Annotated in this window: 17 protein-coding genes and 2 pseudogenes; 17 read left to right on the forward strand and 2 right to left on the reverse strand. The window is 65.1% G+C overall.

Annotated features, from left to right (window positions below; all coding sequences use genetic code 11):
• Positions 1–23: 23 nt before the first annotated feature.
• The 9 genes from C7I56_RS02775 to C7I56_RS02815 all read left to right on the forward strand — a co-directional run bounded on the left by C7I56_RS02775 (position 24) and on the right by C7I56_RS02815 (position 7,008).
• Complete coding sequence (locus tag C7I56_RS02775) at positions 24–704, forward strand: motility protein A (RefSeq protein WP_106639000.1); 681 nt, start codon at positions 24–26, stop codon at positions 702–704.
• A complete protein-coding gene (locus tag C7I56_RS02780) occupies positions 701–1,168 on the forward strand; it encodes a flagellar motor protein (protein WP_158702975.1) in 468 nt (155 codons plus the stop codon). The genes C7I56_RS02775 and C7I56_RS02780 overlap by 4 nt, the downstream gene beginning before the upstream one ends.
• A 173-nt stretch (positions 1,169–1,341) precedes the next feature.
• Positions 1,342–1,839, forward strand: coding sequence for a flagella basal body P-ring formation protein FlgA (locus C7I56_RS02785; RefSeq protein ID WP_245409562.1), 498 nt, complete (start codon positions 1,342–1,344; stop codon positions 1,837–1,839).
• Positions 1,840–1,901: 62 nt separating this feature from the next.
• Positions 1,902–2,183, forward strand: coding sequence for a flagellar biosynthesis anti-sigma factor FlgM (gene flgM / locus C7I56_RS02790; protein ID WP_106639002.1), 282 nt, complete (start codon positions 1,902–1,904; stop codon positions 2,181–2,183).
• The gene (locus C7I56_RS02795) at positions 2,180–2,485 is read left to right on the forward strand and encodes a hypothetical protein (RefSeq protein ID WP_106639003.1); all 306 of its coding nucleotides are present in this window, start codon (positions 2,180–2,182) and stop codon (positions 2,483–2,485) included. The genes flgM and C7I56_RS02795 overlap by 4 nt, the downstream gene beginning before the upstream one ends.
• Positions 2,486–2,546: 61 nt before the next feature.
• Positions 2,547–3,368: a transglycosylase SLT domain-containing protein gene (locus tag C7I56_RS02800; RefSeq protein WP_106639603.1), complete on the forward strand. Its 822-nt coding sequence runs from the start codon at positions 2,547–2,549 to the stop codon at positions 3,366–3,368.
• The gene (gene flhA / locus C7I56_RS02805) at positions 3,365–5,464 is read left to right on the forward strand and encodes a flagellar biosynthesis protein FlhA (protein WP_106639004.1); all 2,100 of its coding nucleotides are present in this window, start codon (positions 3,365–3,367) and stop codon (positions 5,462–5,464) included. The genes C7I56_RS02800 and flhA overlap by 4 nt, the downstream gene beginning before the upstream one ends.
• Position 5,465: 1 nt before the next feature.
• Positions 5,466–6,287, forward strand: coding sequence for a P-loop NTPase (locus C7I56_RS02810; RefSeq protein ID WP_106639005.1), 822 nt, complete (start codon positions 5,466–5,468; stop codon positions 6,285–6,287).
• Positions 6,274–7,008 (forward strand): sigma-70 family RNA polymerase sigma factor, encoded by a 735-nt coding sequence (locus C7I56_RS02815; protein WP_425352361.1) that lies wholly within the window; start codon positions 6,274–6,276, stop codon positions 7,006–7,008. Before C7I56_RS02810 ends, C7I56_RS02815 begins: the two co-directional genes overlap by 14 nt.
• 116 nt (positions 7,009–7,124) lie before the next feature.
• Here the strand turns inward: C7I56_RS02815 and C7I56_RS12545 are convergent.
• Together C7I56_RS12545 and C7I56_RS12700 are read right to left on the reverse strand one after the other, a co-directional pair.
• Positions 7,125–7,427 (reverse strand): annotated as a pseudogene (locus C7I56_RS12545) (flagellin); the annotation flags it as partial.
• A gap of 213 nt (positions 7,428–7,640) precedes the next feature.
• A pseudogene (locus tag C7I56_RS12700) lies at positions 7,641–8,690 on the reverse strand (flagellin N-terminal helical domain-containing protein); the annotation flags it as partial.
• A 15-nt stretch (positions 8,691–8,705) separates the two neighbouring features.
• Between C7I56_RS12700 and C7I56_RS02825 the strand changes: the two are divergent.
• The 8 genes from C7I56_RS02825 to C7I56_RS02860 are packed head-to-tail and all read left to right on the forward strand — an operon-like array spanning position 8,706 to position 16,706.
• On the forward strand, positions 8,706–9,971 hold the full coding sequence (locus C7I56_RS02825; RefSeq protein ID WP_245409563.1) for a sigma-54 interaction domain-containing protein: 1,266 nt from the start codon (positions 8,706–8,708) through the stop codon (positions 9,969–9,971).
• A 12-nt stretch (positions 9,972–9,983) separates the two neighbouring features.
• The gene (gene fliE, locus C7I56_RS02830) at positions 9,984–10,331 is read left to right on the forward strand and encodes a flagellar hook-basal body complex protein FliE (RefSeq protein ID WP_106639007.1); all 348 of its coding nucleotides are present in this window, start codon (positions 9,984–9,986) and stop codon (positions 10,329–10,331) included.
• 1 nt (position 10,332) lies between these two features.
• Positions 10,333–12,072 carry a flagellar basal-body MS-ring/collar protein FliF gene (gene fliF, locus C7I56_RS02835; protein WP_106639008.1) on the forward strand — a complete coding sequence of 580 codons (1,740 nt, stop codon included), beginning with the start codon at positions 10,333–10,335 and terminating at the stop codon, positions 12,070–12,072.
• On the forward strand, positions 12,065–13,081 hold the full coding sequence (gene fliG, locus C7I56_RS02840; RefSeq protein WP_106639009.1) for a flagellar motor switch protein FliG: 1,017 nt from the start codon (positions 12,065–12,067) through the stop codon (positions 13,079–13,081). Before fliF ends, fliG begins: the two co-directional genes overlap by 8 nt.
• Complete coding sequence (locus C7I56_RS02845; protein ID WP_106639010.1) at positions 13,074–13,718, forward strand: FliH/SctL family protein; 645 nt, start codon at positions 13,074–13,076, stop codon at positions 13,716–13,718. Before fliG ends, C7I56_RS02845 begins: the two co-directional genes overlap by 8 nt.
• The gene (locus C7I56_RS02850) at positions 13,715–15,046 is read left to right on the forward strand and encodes a FliI/YscN family ATPase (RefSeq protein ID WP_245409564.1); all 1,332 of its coding nucleotides are present in this window, start codon (positions 13,715–13,717) and stop codon (positions 15,044–15,046) included. The genes C7I56_RS02845 and C7I56_RS02850 overlap by 4 nt, the downstream gene beginning before the upstream one ends.
• Positions 15,043–15,474: a hypothetical protein gene (locus C7I56_RS02855; protein ID WP_106639011.1), complete on the forward strand. Its 432-nt coding sequence runs from the start codon at positions 15,043–15,045 to the stop codon at positions 15,472–15,474. The genes C7I56_RS02850 and C7I56_RS02855 overlap by 4 nt, the downstream gene beginning before the upstream one ends.
• Positions 15,474–16,706: a flagellar hook-length control protein FliK gene (locus tag C7I56_RS02860; RefSeq protein ID WP_106639012.1), complete on the forward strand. Its 1,233-nt coding sequence runs from the start codon at positions 15,474–15,476 to the stop codon at positions 16,704–16,706. The genes C7I56_RS02855 and C7I56_RS02860 overlap by 1 nt, the downstream gene beginning before the upstream one ends.
• Positions 16,707–16,715 lie beyond the last annotated feature (9 nt).

Here is a 16,715-nt window from a genome sequence, read left to right on the forward strand (position 1 = left end):
CCGCCAAAGGGAGGGAGAGAGAAATGGTAATCGAAACCGCGATGCGTTTGCTGGACCCTATTTCTCTTCTCCTTGTCGGAGGCGGCACTGTCGCGGTGACCGCGCTCCGCTTCCCAGGGGCGGATTTAAAGGGCGCCGTCCGGGCGCTTCGTCCCCTCATCAGGGCGCGGCCGGTGGCGGATGCCTTCGCGGCGGAACGGGCCGTGCGGCAAATCCAGAGGATCAGCGACATCAAGGGCATCGCTCTTGCCGACCGGGTGGATACGTCGAGCCCCTTTGTCCGCCGCGCGGCGGTGAAGCTTGCCGACTGCCATCGTGCGGAAGAATTCGCGGTCTGGGCACGCGCGGAAATCGAAGGCCGCACCCAGCGCCATGAAGCCGCAATCGCGGTGTGGAAATCGGCGGCCGACGCCGCGCCCGCAATGGGCATGATCGGCACGGTCCTCGGCCTCATCGGCATGTTCGCGGCGATGGACGATCCGGCGACGCTCGGCCCGGCCATGGCGCTTGCTTTGCTTACTACCCTCTATGGCCTCATCCTATCTGCCATAGTCGCCATTCCTATCGGCGGGCGACTGGAGCGGCTGTCGAACATGGAACGGCGCTGGCAGGAAGCGGTATTGGGCCGCCTCGAAGCCCTCGCGCGCGCGGAAGAAGTCGTGCCGCTTGCTGCTTGGCCGAAACGCGCGGCCGCCAAGACATGAGCCAGGTCAACGTCCCGCGATGGGCAATGAGCCTCGCCGATCTTGGGCTCCTGCTCCTCGGCTTCTTCATCATTCTCTACACCGGCAAGGCGGATGTGGAGGACGTCGCGCGGGCCACGCGCGGCGCTTTTGGTTCTGAGGAAGAAGGAGGCGAGACGTTCGTCGTCGATGCCCCCGCCGATGCGTTCTTTGAGGAAGGGGAAGCGCGCCTAACCCGCGACGGACGCACACGCTTTGTCGGCATCGGGCGGCGCGCGATGGCGCTTGGCCGCAAGGTGCAGATTGAAAGCGTCGGCCGCGCGGAGGATGCGGCGCGGTTCGACGGCTTCGAACTTTCCGCCGCCCGTGCCGCCGCCGTCGCGCGCGCGGTGGAAGAAGGGGGATTGGCGCCCGAGCGGATCGAGATTGCGATGCCAGTGGGGCGGGATGTTGAAGGGCAGCAGCTGAAGGTAAGGGCCAGATAAGCCCCTGCGCTTGATGGGGAGGGGTGATGTTCGGGGTAGGGCTGCAATCTTCCCCAGCATCACCCCCACCCAACCCTCCCCCATCGAGGGGGAGGGCTATAAGGCCAAGGAGTTGGTTAGAGCTGGCACAACCTTTGCTTAACTCTTCTCGAACTTATTGAGAGGAGGCGCGAGTGACGCTTTTCCGACGCTTGATCCTGTTATCTGCTCTGGGCGCTGCGCCTGCCGCCGCGCAGGGTTTTCAGGATCTGGATGCCCTGGAAGTGCGGGTGACGTCCGCGCTCGGCGCGGATATCGGCCAGCCCGGTGGACCATCAGGGCCGATCGACCGCCGCCTGAAGCTTGCGGCTTGCCCACAACCGGTTTCGGTCGAAGCGCCTGCGCTTGGCGCGGCCACGGTGCGTTGCGAGGCGTTGGGATGGCGCATCCGCATTCCGGTCGTGGCCTCGGGCGCGACGGTCCGCGCCGCTAAGGCCGAGCCGATCATCCGCAAGGGCGATCAGGTGGAGGTTGTCGCGGCCGGCTCTGCTTTCACCGTGAGCACGCTCGCGGTCGCCGAACAGGACGGCGCGCCGGGCGACCGAATCCGTGTCCGATCCGAGCGGAAAGCGGGCCCGATCATCGGTGAGGTCAGCATCGACGGGCGGATTTTGTTACCGGGATTTAAGTAATTCCCGTCAGGGTCGTTATAAGGCGCGAGGACGAGCGGCTGGGCCGCGAAAGGACGTAAGTGATGATCGACGGCATTGGAAAAGGCGGCCTTGGCCGCATCGACATTCAGAGGGGCCAAGTCGCCAAGAGCGGCGCCGCATCCTCGGCCGGTAGCGCGACGAGCGGAAGCGCAGCCAGCGGTTCGGCGAGCCTGCTCGCCGACCTTGCCTCGGGCCCGCCGGTCAATGCCGAAAAGATCGCCGCGCTTCGCGCCGCCATCGCGGAAGGCCGTTACCCGGTCGATCCGGAAAAGATCGCCGAGCGGATGATCGCGCTCGATATTCCATATCGTGACGCCCAGTGAGCGCCGCCGCGCTCCGCAAGGTTGAAGATTGCCAGGAGGCGCTGGTCAACGCGCTCGACGGCAACGACGTCGATGTTCTCGAACAGAGCATCGAAGCGCTCCGTTATGCGGTGGACGCGGCGCGCAGCGTCGGCGGCTGGCATGACGAAGCCGAAATCCGCGCGCGCGCCGACAAAATCCGCGCGCTCGCTCATGCCGCGATGATCCGCGTCAATTTTCTGACGGACATGACCCGCCAGCGGCTCGACACCCTCGCCGCGCTGCGCGGCCGACCTGCAACGGGCTATTCTCCCCGCCGCTAAGCGGCTTTGCAAATAACTGGCACACCCCTTGCTTAACGTCTCCATGATTGAAGGAGACGTCATGGTTTCGACGGTGAACATCAGGGCTGGGGCAAGTGGGCCGGGCAACCGGATCGGCAATGCCATCGCGTCCGCATCTGCCCGCACCGGCGTCGATTTCGATTATCTGATGAACCAGGCGCGGATCGAAAGCAGCTTCGATCCCAATGCGCGCGCGCGGACCTCCAGCGCCACTGGCCTCTATCAATTCATCGATCAGACCTGGCTCGGCACGGTCAAGGACCATGGCGCGAAGCACGGCCTTGGCTGGGCTGCCGACGCGATCCATGGGCGGAGTGGGCGGTATAGCGTGCCGGATGCCGAGACGCGCCGGGCGATCCTCGATCTTCGGAACCACCCGGAAGCGGCTTCGGCCATGGCGGCGGAATTCGCTTCGGACAATCGCGACTATCTGGAAGCGCGGCTTGGCCGCCCCATGGAAAGCGTCGACCTTTATCTCGCCCATTTTCTGGGGGCGGGCGGGGCCGAGGAGTTTCTCGGCGCCTATGCCGCCGATCCGTCGACACCTGCTGCTTCAATCCTTCCCGCAGCGGCACGCGCCAACCGCTCCATCTTCTATCGCCCTGACGGCAGTGCGCGGAGCGTCGCTGAAATCCGCGACAATTTCGCCGCCAAATTGGGCACGGAGAGTGGACCTTCCTTCGCCGCGCCCCAATATGCGGCGATGGGCGCTACCCTGCCGATGCCCGCCGCGCCCCATCGCTTCACGCACGCGGCTGGCGCGGAAGAAGCCGATCGCGGCATCCGCCCGATCGCCAAGCCATCGGCCGAATTTGCCCGCATTTCCTATGAAATGCTCTCGAAGATCGGAGCGTCCGCATGAGCGCCGCCAACGTCCGCAGGGCTGCGTGGATCAGCGCAGGGAAGGGGGCGGTGCTGCCTTTCGCCACCCTGATGCTCGTCATGCTGATGGTCGTGCCGATCCCGGCCTTTGCGCTCGACATCGGTTTCATCATCAACATCATGATCAGCCTTGCCGTCCTGATGGTGGCATTGAATGTCGCAAAGCCGCTGGACTTCTCGTCCTTCCCGACCGTTCTTCTCTTCGCCACCCTGTTGCGCCTGGCGCTGAACGTCGCGTCGACCCGCGTCGTGCTCGTCCACGGCCATGAAGGATCGGCTTCGGCAGGCCATGTGATCGAGGCGTTTGGCAGCTTCCTGATCGGCGGCGATTATGTCGTCGGCGTTTTCGTCTTCCTCATTCTGATGATCATCAACATGGTCGTCATCACCAAGGGCGCGGGCCGCGTGTCGGAAGTGTCCGCGCGCTTCACTCTTGACGCCATGCCCGGCAAGCAGATGGCGATCGATGCTGATCTGAACGCCGGTCTGATGACCCCCGAGGAAGCCAAGCATCGCCGTCAGGAAGTGGCGACGGAAGCCGATTTCTACGGCTCCATGGACGGTGCGTCCAAGTTCGTTAAGGGCGACGCGGTCGCGGGCGTGCTCATCCTCGTCATCAATATCATCGGCGGCCTCGTACTCGGTACGGTGAGCCATGGTCTGTCTCTTGGACAGGCGGCGGAAACCTACATCCTGCTCGCCATTGGCGACGCGCTGGTCGCGCAGGTTCCGGCGCTGCTGCTGTCGGTGGCTGCCGCGTCCGTCGTGACGCGCGTGTCTTCGCCGCTCGATCTTTCGGGCCAGATCAGCAGCCAGTTCGCCTCGGCCCGCGCTTGGACGCCGGTGGCTGCAATCCTGCTGTTCTTGGGTGTGCTGCCGGGAATGCCGCACATGATCATCCTGCCCGCCGCAGCCATCGCAGGTTACGTTGCGTGGCGTCTCCACAAGGCGCCCAAGCCGATCGAGCCAGCCTCGGTCGAGGCCGCGATCACGCCGTCGCCGAGCGCGATTGGCTGGGACGAAGTGAGCGACGGCGCCGCCCTCGGCCTCGAACTTGGCTACGGCCTTATTGGCCTGGTCGATGAACGCAAGGGCGCGCCCCTTATGGGCCGCATCACCGGCATACGGCGTCAGCTGTCGCGGGAGCTCGGCTTCGTCGTGCCGCTCGTCCGGGTGCGTGACGAACTCTCGCTTGGGCCCAACAGCTATCGCATCACGGTCGCCGGCGTGATCTGCGCAGAGGACGAGATCTGGCCGGAAGACCTGCTCGCGCTCGACTCGGGCGATCTCCTGAACACGATCGACGGCCGCAAGGTCAAGGATCCGACCTTTGGCCTCGACGCCGTCTGGATCGCGCCGTCGAAGCGCGCCGATGCGGTGGTCGCGGGTTACACTGTCGTCGATCCGGCGACGGTGGTCGCAACGCACCTTAACCATGTTGTCCAGATGCAGGCCGCCGAATTGTTCGGCATGGACGAAGCCCAGAATTTGCTCGACGCGCTGAAGGAAGTCGCGCCGCAACTCGTCGCGGGCCTGACGCCGCAGCCATTGCCGCTCGCTTCCATCGCCGCTTTGTGCCGTGCCTTGCTGGCCGAAGGCGTACCGCTGAAGGATTTCCGCCGCATCGCCGAAGCCATGGCGGATGCCGCACGCGAGGAGGCCGATCCGGTCCAGCTGGTCGAAAGGGTCCGCCAGCGGATCGGGGCGCTGATTGTCCAGACGATCGTGCCGATCAAGATGCCGCTGCCGGTCATCACGTTGGATGCGGAGCTTGAAACCCTGCTCGCGCAGGCCGTGCGCACCGGACAGACCGCCATGCACCCGATCGAGCCGGGCCTTGGCCAGCGCCTGGTGCAGGCGGTTAGCGATGCCGCTGGTCCTCTTCTGGGCGAGGCGCGCCGCTTCGCCATCGTTACGTCGCCGATCGCGCGCCGGTCGCTGTCGCGCCTGCTGGCGCCGCAGATCCCGGACGTGCCGGTCTTGTCCTTTCTCGAAATCCCGGACGGCAAGCCCGTCGAGGTCGTCGCCGTCGTCGGCGGACAGCGGGAAGCCATGATGTTGCCGGAGAGCGTGTAATATGCGTTGGAACGAAGGACGCACCGCCCGCGTGATCGCAGTCTCGAGCGGCAAGGGCGGCGTCGGCAAGACGAATTGCAGCGTCAACCTGTCCGTCGCGCTCGCCCGTGCGGGGAAGAATGTGATGCTGGTCGATGGCGACATCGGCCTTGCCAATGCGAACATCCTTTTGGGCCTTAATTCGCCGCTCACCATCGCCGATGTGATCGCGCGCCAATGCGGGCTTGCCGACGTGATCGTCGCGGGGCCTTCGGGCGTGAAAATCGTGCCCGGGCACAATGGCAGCGGCATCACGGCCAACCTTGGGCGCAAGGAGAAACGGCGGCTTGCGGACGTGTTCCGTCCTTATGCCGCGACGCTCGATTATCTGATCCTCGACACCGGGACCGGCGTCGCTCCGGAATCGCTGCGGCTTACCTCTTTGTCGGACATGGTGATGATTGTCCTGTCGGCCGAGCCCACTGCCTTCATGGACGCCTATACGCTGACGAAGGTGTTGGCACTGGATCACGGCATCACATCCGCCGCCGTCGTCACCAACATGGTGGACGATGAGGGAAGGGGACGCGAGCTCTTCCGGCATTTCCGCGAGGTGGTGAGCCGCTTCCTCCCGACCGAACTTCTTTATCTCGGCTCCGTGCCGCGGGACGATCATGTCCGGCAGTCGGTGCTTCGCAAGCAATGCTGCCTCGAAGCCTTTCCGCGCAGCCACGCCTCCCTGGCCTTCGGCGAGATCGCGGGCGCGCTCGCGCAGCTCGATCCGGGGCTCCGCGAAACCGGTGATCGCTTCTTTGGAATGGAGGCCCTTCATGGCGCTCGGTGATCCACAGGACATGGTGGTGACGACCTACAAGCGCACGCCCTCGCGCACGCAGCCCGAACAGCTGGCGCGCGCTCATATGGGCCTCGTCCGCAAGATCGCGTGGCACGTCCATGGCCGCGTCTCGAACGCGATCGATATCGAGGATCTGGTGCAGATCGGGATGGTGGCGCTCGTCGAAGCGGCCAATGCCTATGAGGATCGCGGCCACGCCTTCGCGACCTATGCCCAGATGCGCATCCGCGGGGCGATGATCGATCATCTCCGTCGCCATGCGACGATGTGCCGGTCCGCGATGGTGAAGCGCAAGACGATCACGGCGACCCGCGAAAAGCTGGAAGGCCGCCTCGGCCGTGCGCCGAGCAATGCCGAAATGGCCGAAGAGCTTGGCGTTTCGGCCTCCGATTATCGCGAAATGGTCGATGAAACGATGACGGTGCGTCACGAAAGCCTCGACGATGTCTATTCGGATCAGTCCGTGTGGTTCGCCGATGTCGAGGAAAGGGCCGACGATGCGTTGATGCGCGAAGGCCTGAAAGCCGCGATCGCCGACGGCATCCGCGAGCTTCCGGAGCGCGAGGCGATGGTCCTCCAGCTCTATTTCGTCGAGGAATTGAACCTCGAGGAAATCGGCCAGACCCTCGGCATCGGCGCCGCCCGTGTCTGTCAGATCAAGAAATCGGCGCTCGACAGGCTGCGCGGTACTCTTAGCGACTGGAACTAGAGAGCGCTCTCCAACAAGGGGAGGGGCTATTCCGCGCGCTCCCCCAAAACAATAGAAAAGCCCCGGCGTGGTAGCGACACGCCGGGGCTTTTCCGCCCACTAACTCGAGTGAGAGTTTAGCGGAGAAGGCTCATCACGTTCTGGGCGCTCTGATTGGCCTGGGCGAGCATCGCGGTGGATGCCTGGCTCAGGATCTGCGCCTTGGCGAGATTGGTCGTTTCAGCCGAGAAGTCGGCGTCTTCGATACGGCTGCGCGCTTCTTCAAGGTTGGTCGAAGTCGTGGTCAGGTTGTTGACCGTAACTTCGAGACGGTTCTGAACCGCGCCCAAGTCGCCGCGACCCGCGCTGATCTTGTCGAGCGCGCCGTCGATGATAGCGATCGAGTCCTCGGCGCCCTTTTGCGTAGCGATCGAAATGCCCTTGGTGTTGCCGGCGGTGAAGCCCGAGTCGGCTGCGGACGTGCCGCCGATCAGGATATTTTCGCCCGGCTGAGCCGTCAGGGTGACCGCGCCTTCGACGTCGATCAATGCGGTGCCGATCGCGAACGAGCTGCCCTTGACGTCCTTGGCATTGGACAGGATCGAGTCCGTATTGGTCACAGTGATGTTGCGGCCGTCCACGGCCTTCAGCGACAGGCGACCGTCGTCGTCCACGCTGGCTTCTACGCCTGTGGCGGCGGTTTGCGTGTTGAGGCGCTTGGCTAGCGAAGCGGCATCGTCTTCGGCGGCCGTCATCGTGAAGGTCTGGCCGTTGAGGACCAGCACGTCGCCCACTGCGATCGCGCCCACATCGGCGGTCACTTCATTTTCCGCCTTGGCGGTTACGCCGGTGTCGACGGTCTTCAAGTTGATGGCGGCAGCAACACTCTTTGCATCGACCGTGGCAACAGCGCCGATGTCTTCACCGTTGATCAGCAAGTCGCCTGCAGCGAGAGCCGCGTTTACGACGGCGCCTTCGACCTTCGCCTGAATGCCGAGTTCCGACGCGGTTGCATCAACCAGAGCAAGTGAAGTCTGCTCACCGGCATTGAGGCCAGTTTGCAGCTTGAGGGTATCCATGGAACCGTCGAGCAATTTCACGCCGTTGAAGGTTGTGGTTTCTGCGATGTTCGAGATTTCCTTGGTCAGCTGATTGACTTCGGACTGAAGAGCGGCGCGGTCGCTGTCCTTCAGGGTGCCGTTGGACGACTGGAGGGCCAGTTCCTTCATGCGGTGAAGCATGTTGGTGACTTCGCCCATCGCGCCTTCGGCCGTCTGCGCCAGCGAAATGCCGTCATTGGCATTGCGGACGGCGACGGCCATGCCGCGCACTTGGCTGGTCATGCGGCTGGCAATGGCGAGGCCGGCGGCGTCGTCCTTCGCGCTGTTGATGCGCTTGCCGGTCGACAGACGCTCCATGGCGGTCGACAGGCTCTGGTTGGCCATGCGGCTGGCATTCTGGGCCCGGAGAGCCGAACTGTTCGTGTTGATGGCAGTCATTGGGTAGTCCTTTCCCGCTCGAATAAGGCGGCCCGGGATCAAGCGAGGGTCGCCACGAATTGGGATAACGGCGCGGCCAAGCCGAACTTTAATCGGAAAATTTCGGCGTCGGCTTTTCGACGCCCTGCATGTCGAGCCGCTGACACGCGCGCGTAAGGCGAGCCCGCGATGTGCGTAAAACAGAGCTAAATCAAAACGTGGCATGGCCCTTGCTTAAATATGGGCGAGGCAACCGAGACGTCGGGCGCCGGTACAGATTTCGGGGGTGGCTTGATGATCGGATTGAGCGAGAAAGTGGTGATGGCGCATCCGCTTCTTCAGCGTTGGCTGATGGGTGCGGGCGTTGCATGCCTGCCCATTTCGGGCAGCCCGGCGACGGCCGATCTTCCGACCATCTTCGATGTTTCAGAAGCCGATGCGGCACGAAGCGGCGATCTGCTGATCGAATATACGGATGGTGCGCCCGCGCTCATTCTGGGCGATGGGGCAAGGCCCGCTCTTCTGCGCTTCGGTTTTGACGACATGGCGTTCGGCCACGCCCTTGTTGCCGAACTGATGCGCAGCCCGGTGCGTCCGGCCTGCGGCGAACCGGAAAGCGCCCGCCTTCTTGCCCTCGCCGAGCGGGTGTCGGGGAGCGGCGCCAGCGTACTCATCCTCGGAGAAACCGGCACCGGCAAGGAAGGGCTGGCGCGCTTCATCCACGCGTCATCGGCGCGTGCATCGGGGCCATTCGTGGCCGTCAATTGCGCCGCGCTTCCCGAAACGATGATCGAAGCCATCCTGTTCGGTCACCGTAAGGGCAGCTTTACCGGCGCCAGCGCGGACAGCGAGGGTCTGTTCCGTGCGGCGGAAGGCGGCACGCTTCTGCTCGACGAAATTTCCGAATTGCCCCTTTCTCTTCAGGCCAAATTGCTCCGCGCGCTGCAGGAACGCGAAGTGCTTCCCGTCGGCGCGGTCCGGCCCGAAGCGGTCGACGTTCGCGTCATCGCCTGCGCCAACCGCGATCTTGCGGCGGCAGTCGCCGAAGGAAAATTCCGCGCCGATCTCTATTGGCGGCTCAACGTCATGCCGCTGCAGTTGCTGCCTTTGAGCCATCGCCGCCTCGACGTCCGCGCCATCGCCGCTGCTCTCATCCTGCGCCACATGGCTCCGGGTGAGGCTTTGCCCTGGCCAACCGCCACTGCGCTCGACCGGCTGATGGCGCACAATTGGCCGGGCAATGCGCGCGAGCTCGACAACGTGCTGCAGCGTGCAATGCTGCTTCGCGAGGGCGACCGGATCGAGGCGGCCGATCTCCAGATCGAAACTGCTCCGGTCCGCGCAGTGCCGCGCTTTGTGGCGGCAGGTCGCGCCGCTCAGGAAGACGTCATACGCGCGGCCCTTGCTTCGACCGGCGGCCATCGCCTGAAGGCGGCTGAACAGCTTGGCATCAGTGAACGCACGCTCCGCTATCGGCTCGCCGATATGCGTGTGGCGGCGGCCTGAGGAGAATAGATCATGTCGACAATCGACAGCACCAAAGTCCTCTCGATGCGGGCGGCCTTCGTCGAGCAGAGCGGAGCCATCAAGCGCGCGGCCGGCCTTGGCGGCGCGGAGGGTTTGGGCGGTGTCCAGAAGGCCGGGGGCGCCGATTTTGGCGATGCGCTGCGCAGCGCGCTCGCTCAGGTCAACGAGCTTCAATCCAATTCGAGCAATGTGAGCGCGGCTTATGAGCGGGGCGAAACGTCCGACATCGCGTCCGTGATGCTCGCCCGCCAGCAAGCCTCGATCGGGTTCGAAGCGACGCTTCAGGTCAGGAACAAGCTCCTAAGTGCTTATAAAGATATCATGAGTATGCCGGTCTGATATGAGCGACATCGCAGCCACATCGAACGACGTCATCGCCGCTTCAGCGCGATCCGTCGCCCCGTCCACGCCCCGCGCTGGCGGCACCGGTGCCATCCTGGAGTCCATCCAGGTTTTCACACGCCAACCGGCGGTAGCGAAGAGCCTGCCCGCCATCGGTTTCCTGGCGCTGATGGGCCTCGCCGCCCTCTTGTGGATGACATTCAGCGCGCCACCAAGCCGCGATTTGTTCCAGGGGCTTCCCGATGCCGACAAGGCTGCGGTCGCCGAAGCCCTGAGCGGTGCAGGCATCCAATATTCCATTGACCGGACGACCGGCGCGCTTTCGGTATCCGAAAACGATTATCATCAGGCCAAGATGCTGCTCGCTCAGCAGGGCCTGCCGAAGGCCGCGCCGGGCGGCGACGAATTGATCACCAATCTTCCTTTGGGATCGAGCCGCGCCGTTGAGGGCGAGCGGCTGCGTTCGGCTCGCGAGCTCGACCTTGCCCGCACGATCGAAGCGATCGATGCCGTGCAGCAGGCGCGCGTCCACCTCGCGGTCGCGCAGCAGAGCGTGTTTCTCCGCGATAAGGCCGATCCGGCGGCATCCGTTATGCTGACGCTCGCCGCAGGCCGGGCGCTGAGCGATGCGCAGGTTCAGGCAATCGTCCACCTCGTTGCTTCCTCCGTTCCAGGTCTCGCACCCGATGGCGTGTCGGTCGTCGATCAGAATGGCCGCTTGCTTTCCGGCGCGGGCGGCAATGGTGCCGTTGCGGAATCCGAGCGGCAGGTCGAGGTTCAGGACAAGATCGAGAACCGCTATCGCGAGGCACTCACCGCTTTGCTGACACCCATCGTCGGCGCGGGCAACTTCACCGCCGAAGTCCACGCGGACATGGACTTTTCCCAAAAGGAAGCAACCCGCGAAGGCTTTCCTGAGGAAGCGCGCGCGCTTCGTTCGGAAGAGGGCAGCACGAGCAGCGACGGTACCGGCGCGGCAGGTCCGGCAGCAGCGGGCGGCGTGCCCGGCGCGATCGCCAACGAAGCGCCTCCGGCCGCGGTTGCTGCCCCGGCGCCCGGTGTGCAGGAAGCGGGCGCGGAGGCAGCAGCTGGCGCCGCCAATCAGCGCCGCACCGAAAATTATTCGCGTAACTTCGCCGTTGGTCGCGAAGTCTCGCACACGAAGGAACAAACAGGTCAGGTGAAGCGCCTGTCCGTCGCCGTCGCGCTCAAGACGCCGGAGGGCGGCAAGCCGCTGAGCCCGCAGGATCTCGCTGCGATTGAAAATCTCGTGAAGGGCGCGGTCGGTTTCGATCAGCAGCGCGGCGACGTAGTCGCGCTCACTTCGCGCGCCTTCGCGCCGGTCGAAACGGCGACCGAAAGCTGGTGGGAGGCAAGTTGGGTGTCGATGCTCGCGCGCAACCTCACCGCGCTCGGCCTCGCCGCCTTGCTCATCTTCGGCGTTGGCCGTCCGCTACTCAAGAAGGGCAGTGCCGTGCTTGCCAACCGTGCGGCATCCAGCGGTGCAATTGGCGGCGGCAAGGGCAATCTCGGTGATGAAATCTCCGCCGCGCTGAGCGCCGAAGCGCGGGAAAATGCGGGCACTAAGGTCACGCTCGAAATGATCGAGGCAGCCAAGACCTATGAGGCCCGCGCCGAACTCGTACGCAATTTCGTCCGCCAGGATCCGACCCGCGCCGCCCTCGTCGTGCGCGATCTGATCCGCTCGGACAGCAAGGGAGCTGACAAGAATGGCTGAGTATGGCGCTGATACGCTCGAAGCGGCGAGCGGCAGCGAGGCGGCCGCGATCCTCCTGATGCTCCTTGAGGAGCAGGAGGCGGCGGAGGTGCTGACGCGCCTCAGCCCGGACGAGGTGCAACAGGTCGGCAGCGCGATGTTCGAACTTGCGGACGTCACCGAAACTCAGGTCGACAGCGTCGTCGTCCAGTTCATGACCATGGCGAAAGCGCGCACGACGCTGGGTTTCGACGCGTCGACCCGCGTCCGTTCGGTCATGACCCATGCGCTGGGCCCGGCCCGCGCGGACTCCATGCTCGCCCGCATCACGCCGCCGACCAGCAGCCGCGCGCTCGACGCGCTCCACTGGATGGACGCGCGCACCATCGCGGCGCTTGTGAAGGACGAACATCCGCAAATCGCGGCGCTCGTCCTCGCGCATCTGGAGCCGACTGCGGCGGGCGACGTGCTTCAGATGCTGCCGATCGACATGCAGCCCGACGTTATCCACCGCGTCGCCACGCTTGAAATCGTGACCGCCGAAGCGCTGGAAGAGCTTGAGCGCATCCTCGTCGGCGAAGTCTCCCGTTCCGCAACGCCTGCCACCGCGCGCGGCGGGGCGGGGGAGGCTGCAAAGATCATGAACAATCTTCGTCCTGGCACCGGCCAGCGCATAATCCGCTCCCTGAACAAGGTCGACAAGCGCCTCGCGCAGACGATCGAGGAGGAGATGTTCATCTTCGACGATCTCATCGCGATTGACGAGAAGAGCCTGTCGACCCTGTTCCGCAACGTGGAAAACGACGTGCTTGTGCTCTCCTTGAAGGGCGCGAATCCCCGTCTTCGCGAAAAGATCCTTGGCTGCATGTCGAGCCGCGCGGCCGACGCGATCAAGGACGATATGGAAGCCCGCGGCCCCGTCCGCCTAGCGGAAGTTCAGGATGCCCAGAAAGAAGTCCTCGCCATCGCCCGACGCCTCGCCGACGCCGGAACCATCATGCTCCTCGACGGCGGCAACGACTATGTCTAACATCTGGCGCCATGGCGTCGCGGACGCCGAAACGGTCGGCAGCTTCGCGATCGAGCGGGCGACGCCGATGTTCACGCCGTGGACGTCTTTCCAGCCCGATGGCGATGGTTCAGACCTTCTGACGCCGGACGAGCTTCCGCCTCTCGCGGAAACCGGCGAGATCGACGTCGAGAAAATCCAGGCCGATGCCTTCGCGCAAGGCTTCGACGCGGGCCGCCGTACCGCAGACATGGAAGTCGCCGCCGAGCGCGACGCGATTGCGCGCCTCGCCGAAAACCTTCAGGTTTTGGAACCGCAACCGACCAACGCGCTTGCCGTGCTTATGGCAGAGGCGGTCGAGCGGCTTGTCCGCCAGATCGTCGGTCAGGTCGAGATCGACAAGGGCGTTCTCATGGAGCGCGCGGAGCGCGTTGCCGCCATGATCGGCGAAGATGTCGAGCCCGGCCGCCTTCGCGTCCATCCCGACGATGCGGCTTTGCTCGACGCTGCCCGTCTTCCGGTCGCGATCCTTGGCGATCCCTCTCTCGAACGCGGCACATTGCTCCTCGAAACCGGCGAAGGCTGGATCGAAGATGGCCCCGCCGCCCGCCTCGAACGGCTCCGCGCCGCACTCGACAAGATGGGGATGGAGCAGTGACGCCCTCTCTCGCCGACGCGGCGAGCGCGATGCTGGACCGGGTGAGCATCCCGGACGGCCGCGCCACGCGCATCGGCAAGCTCGCCGCTTATGACGGGCTGATGCTGGAAGCGACGGGTTTTAACCAGCCGATCGGCGCGGGCGCGCGGATCATCACTGCCGACGGCCAATCGGCGCGCGCCGAAGTCGTCGGCTTTCGCGGCAACCGCACTCTGCTGATGGCCCTGGACGGCGATGCCCCGCACGCCGCTGGAGCACGGGTCGAGCCTTTCTCCGGCGGCAATATGTGCGATGTCGGCCCGGCGCTCCTCGGCCGCGTGGTCGATGCGCTTGGCAACCCGCTCGATGCGCTCGGCCCCGTCACCACCGCCGAACGCTGGCCGCTCGCCGGGCAGCAGGGCAATCCGCTGGATCGCGGCCGCGTGACCGAGCCGTTCGACATCGGCGTCCGTGCTGTCAACGCGCTTCTCACCGCAGGCGTCGGCCAGCGCATTGCGATCATCGCGGGTTCGGGCGTCGGCAAGTCCGTCCTCATGGGCCAAATGATCGCGGGCGCCGATGCCGATGTGGTCGTCGTCGGCCTGATCGGCGAGCGCAGCCGCGAGGTGAGCGACTTCCTCGCCACCAAGCTAACGGGCGAGGTGCGGAAGAAATCGGTCGTCGTCGCCGTGCCTGCCGATCACGCGCCTCTGCTCCGCCTCCGCGCCGCGATGCGCGCCACCGCCATCGCCGAATATTTCCGCGCGCAGGGCCTCAAAGTCCTGCTCCTCATCGACAGCCTCACCCGCGTTGCCCATGCGCAGCGCGAAATCGGCCTGTCGCTTGGCGAGCCGCCGACGGCCAAGGGCTATCCGCCCTCCGCACTCGGCCTGGTCCCACGCCTCGTGGAGCGGGCAGGCGCGGACAGCCGCACCGGCGGATCGATCACCGCGCTCTACACCGTACTCGCCGACGGTGACGACACGAACGATCCGATCGTGGACGCCGCCCGCGCGATCGTCGACGGTCACATCATCCTGTCACGCGCACTCGGCGAGCAGGGCATTTATCCGGCCATCGACGTCGGCAAGTCGCTCTCCCGCGTCATGCCCGACTGCGTGACTCCGGATCATCTCCACGCCGCCTCCATGCTGCGCCGCCTCTGGTCGGCTTATGAGGAAAATCGCGACCTGATCCTGATGGGCGCCTATCAATCGGGCGGCGACGCGCTGATCGATAACGCCATCGCGCGGCGGCAGGACGTGCTTGCATTCCTGAAGCAGGCGCCGGGCGAGCGGATCGGTTTCGAACAGGCCAAAGCCGCCCTGATCGAGGAATTCGCGCAATGAGCCCCGTCTCCCGCCAGCGCGCGCGTATCGCCCGCGTCCGCCACATCCAGCACGACCTCGCCGCCGCAGCTGCCAGTGAAGCCAAGGGCAAGGTCAACGCGCTGGAAATGAGCGCCGAACATCTTGCTCGCCTCCGCGCCGAACTCACCGCCGATGTCGGTACGACCAACGGCGCAACCATTGGCAGCATGGGCGAACTAGCGCTCCGCATCGAACAGGCGCGCGAAGGGCTGGAGCGCAGTCTCGATCGGGCCCGTTCCGTGGCGGAGGCAAAGGATCAGGTCCGCCTCGCCGCGCGCATCCAGCAGGAGAGCGCGGACAAATTGAAGGATCGCGCGAGCGCCGCTGACGAAGCGCGGGAGGAGCGGAAGATCTCCGCGTCCATCCGTCCAAAATTCCGCTCCGCAAGACAGGGAGACGATGCGTGATGACGCTTCATTCCACCATCAAGATCGCTGGTGCCACGCCCGAACGGGCAGGGGACGGCAGCGCCGTCGCTGCCGAAGGCGATCTCTTCACGCAGCTGCTTTCAACTTTAGTCGTCCCCCCGCCCGCTGAGCTGGGCGCCGCGGCGCCGGGCGAGCTCCTGTTCCTGCCGCCTGAAGCGTTGGCGAGCGATGGCGAGGCGGAGGACGTGTCGACGGTCTCTCCCTCTACTGATGACGATGAAGCGGACGCGGAGGATCAGATTCTGGCGTTGGCTGTCCTCTTCACGCCGCCTCCAGTGGAGCGCCCGGTTGCTGCTCCGGCGATGACCTCAGCTCCGGCTGTCGAAGCTTCCGTTTCCACCCAATCGCCCATGGCGGACGGCGCCCCTACGCCGATCCTTGCCGACGTGACTCAGCCTTCGGGTGAGCAGAAGGTCGACGATGCGCCTGCCGACTTCCAGCTTCCGCTCCCGAAGGCTGAGATTGGTGGCGAACAGTCCCTTGTGAAGAATGAAGAGGCGTCATTGCCGGGCAAGGCGACGGTCGTAGTCCCGGCTCCGGCCGCGAAGCCAATAGCCGATCCGGGCCATATCGCTTCGGCACTGGCCCCGGCCGTTCCAGCGGCTCGTCCCGCAAAGTCGGTGTCTCTCGAAAGGGCTTTACCCGCCGCTACGCCTGTCATGCCCCGGACCGACACGCAGGGATTCCAACCGCTCGTCTTCGACATCGCGCCCGCTCTTTCCGAAGCGGCCCCGGACGCGGTCGCGGCTTTCGAGTCTGCAATGCCTGCCGAGTTTGCGGTCGAGCAGCAGCTTAATCTCTCGCGCGACGAGCAATGGCTGGATCAGCTCGCCAAGGACATCGCGCAAACAGGGGGGAAGGACGGCCAGCTCCGCTTCCGCCTCAACCCCGAGACCCTTGGCACCCTGCGGGTCGAGGTGAGCCAAGGGCAGGCGGGCGCGTCGATCCGCCTGTCCGCCGATACCGAGGCCGCGCGGACGATCGTCGCGGACGCGCAGCCCCGCCTTGTCGCCGAAGCCAAGGCGCAGGGTGTTCGGATCGCTGAAACTCATGTCGATCTTGGCACCGGCCAAGGCCCCGCAGGCGATCCGCGCCGCGACGCGCAAGGACGGAACGATCAGGATTTTATCCGCGCAGCCGCACGTGCCGATGAAACCAACGAGACACCGGAGCCCGCGCGCAAGGCTGGGCCCTCCGAACGCTACGCATAAGGACTGGCA

The sequence above is a fragment of the Allosphingosinicella vermicomposti genome, assembly GCF_003012815.1.
Classification (GTDB): Bacteria; Pseudomonadota; Alphaproteobacteria; order Sphingomonadales; family Sphingomonadaceae; genus Allosphingosinicella; species Allosphingosinicella vermicomposti.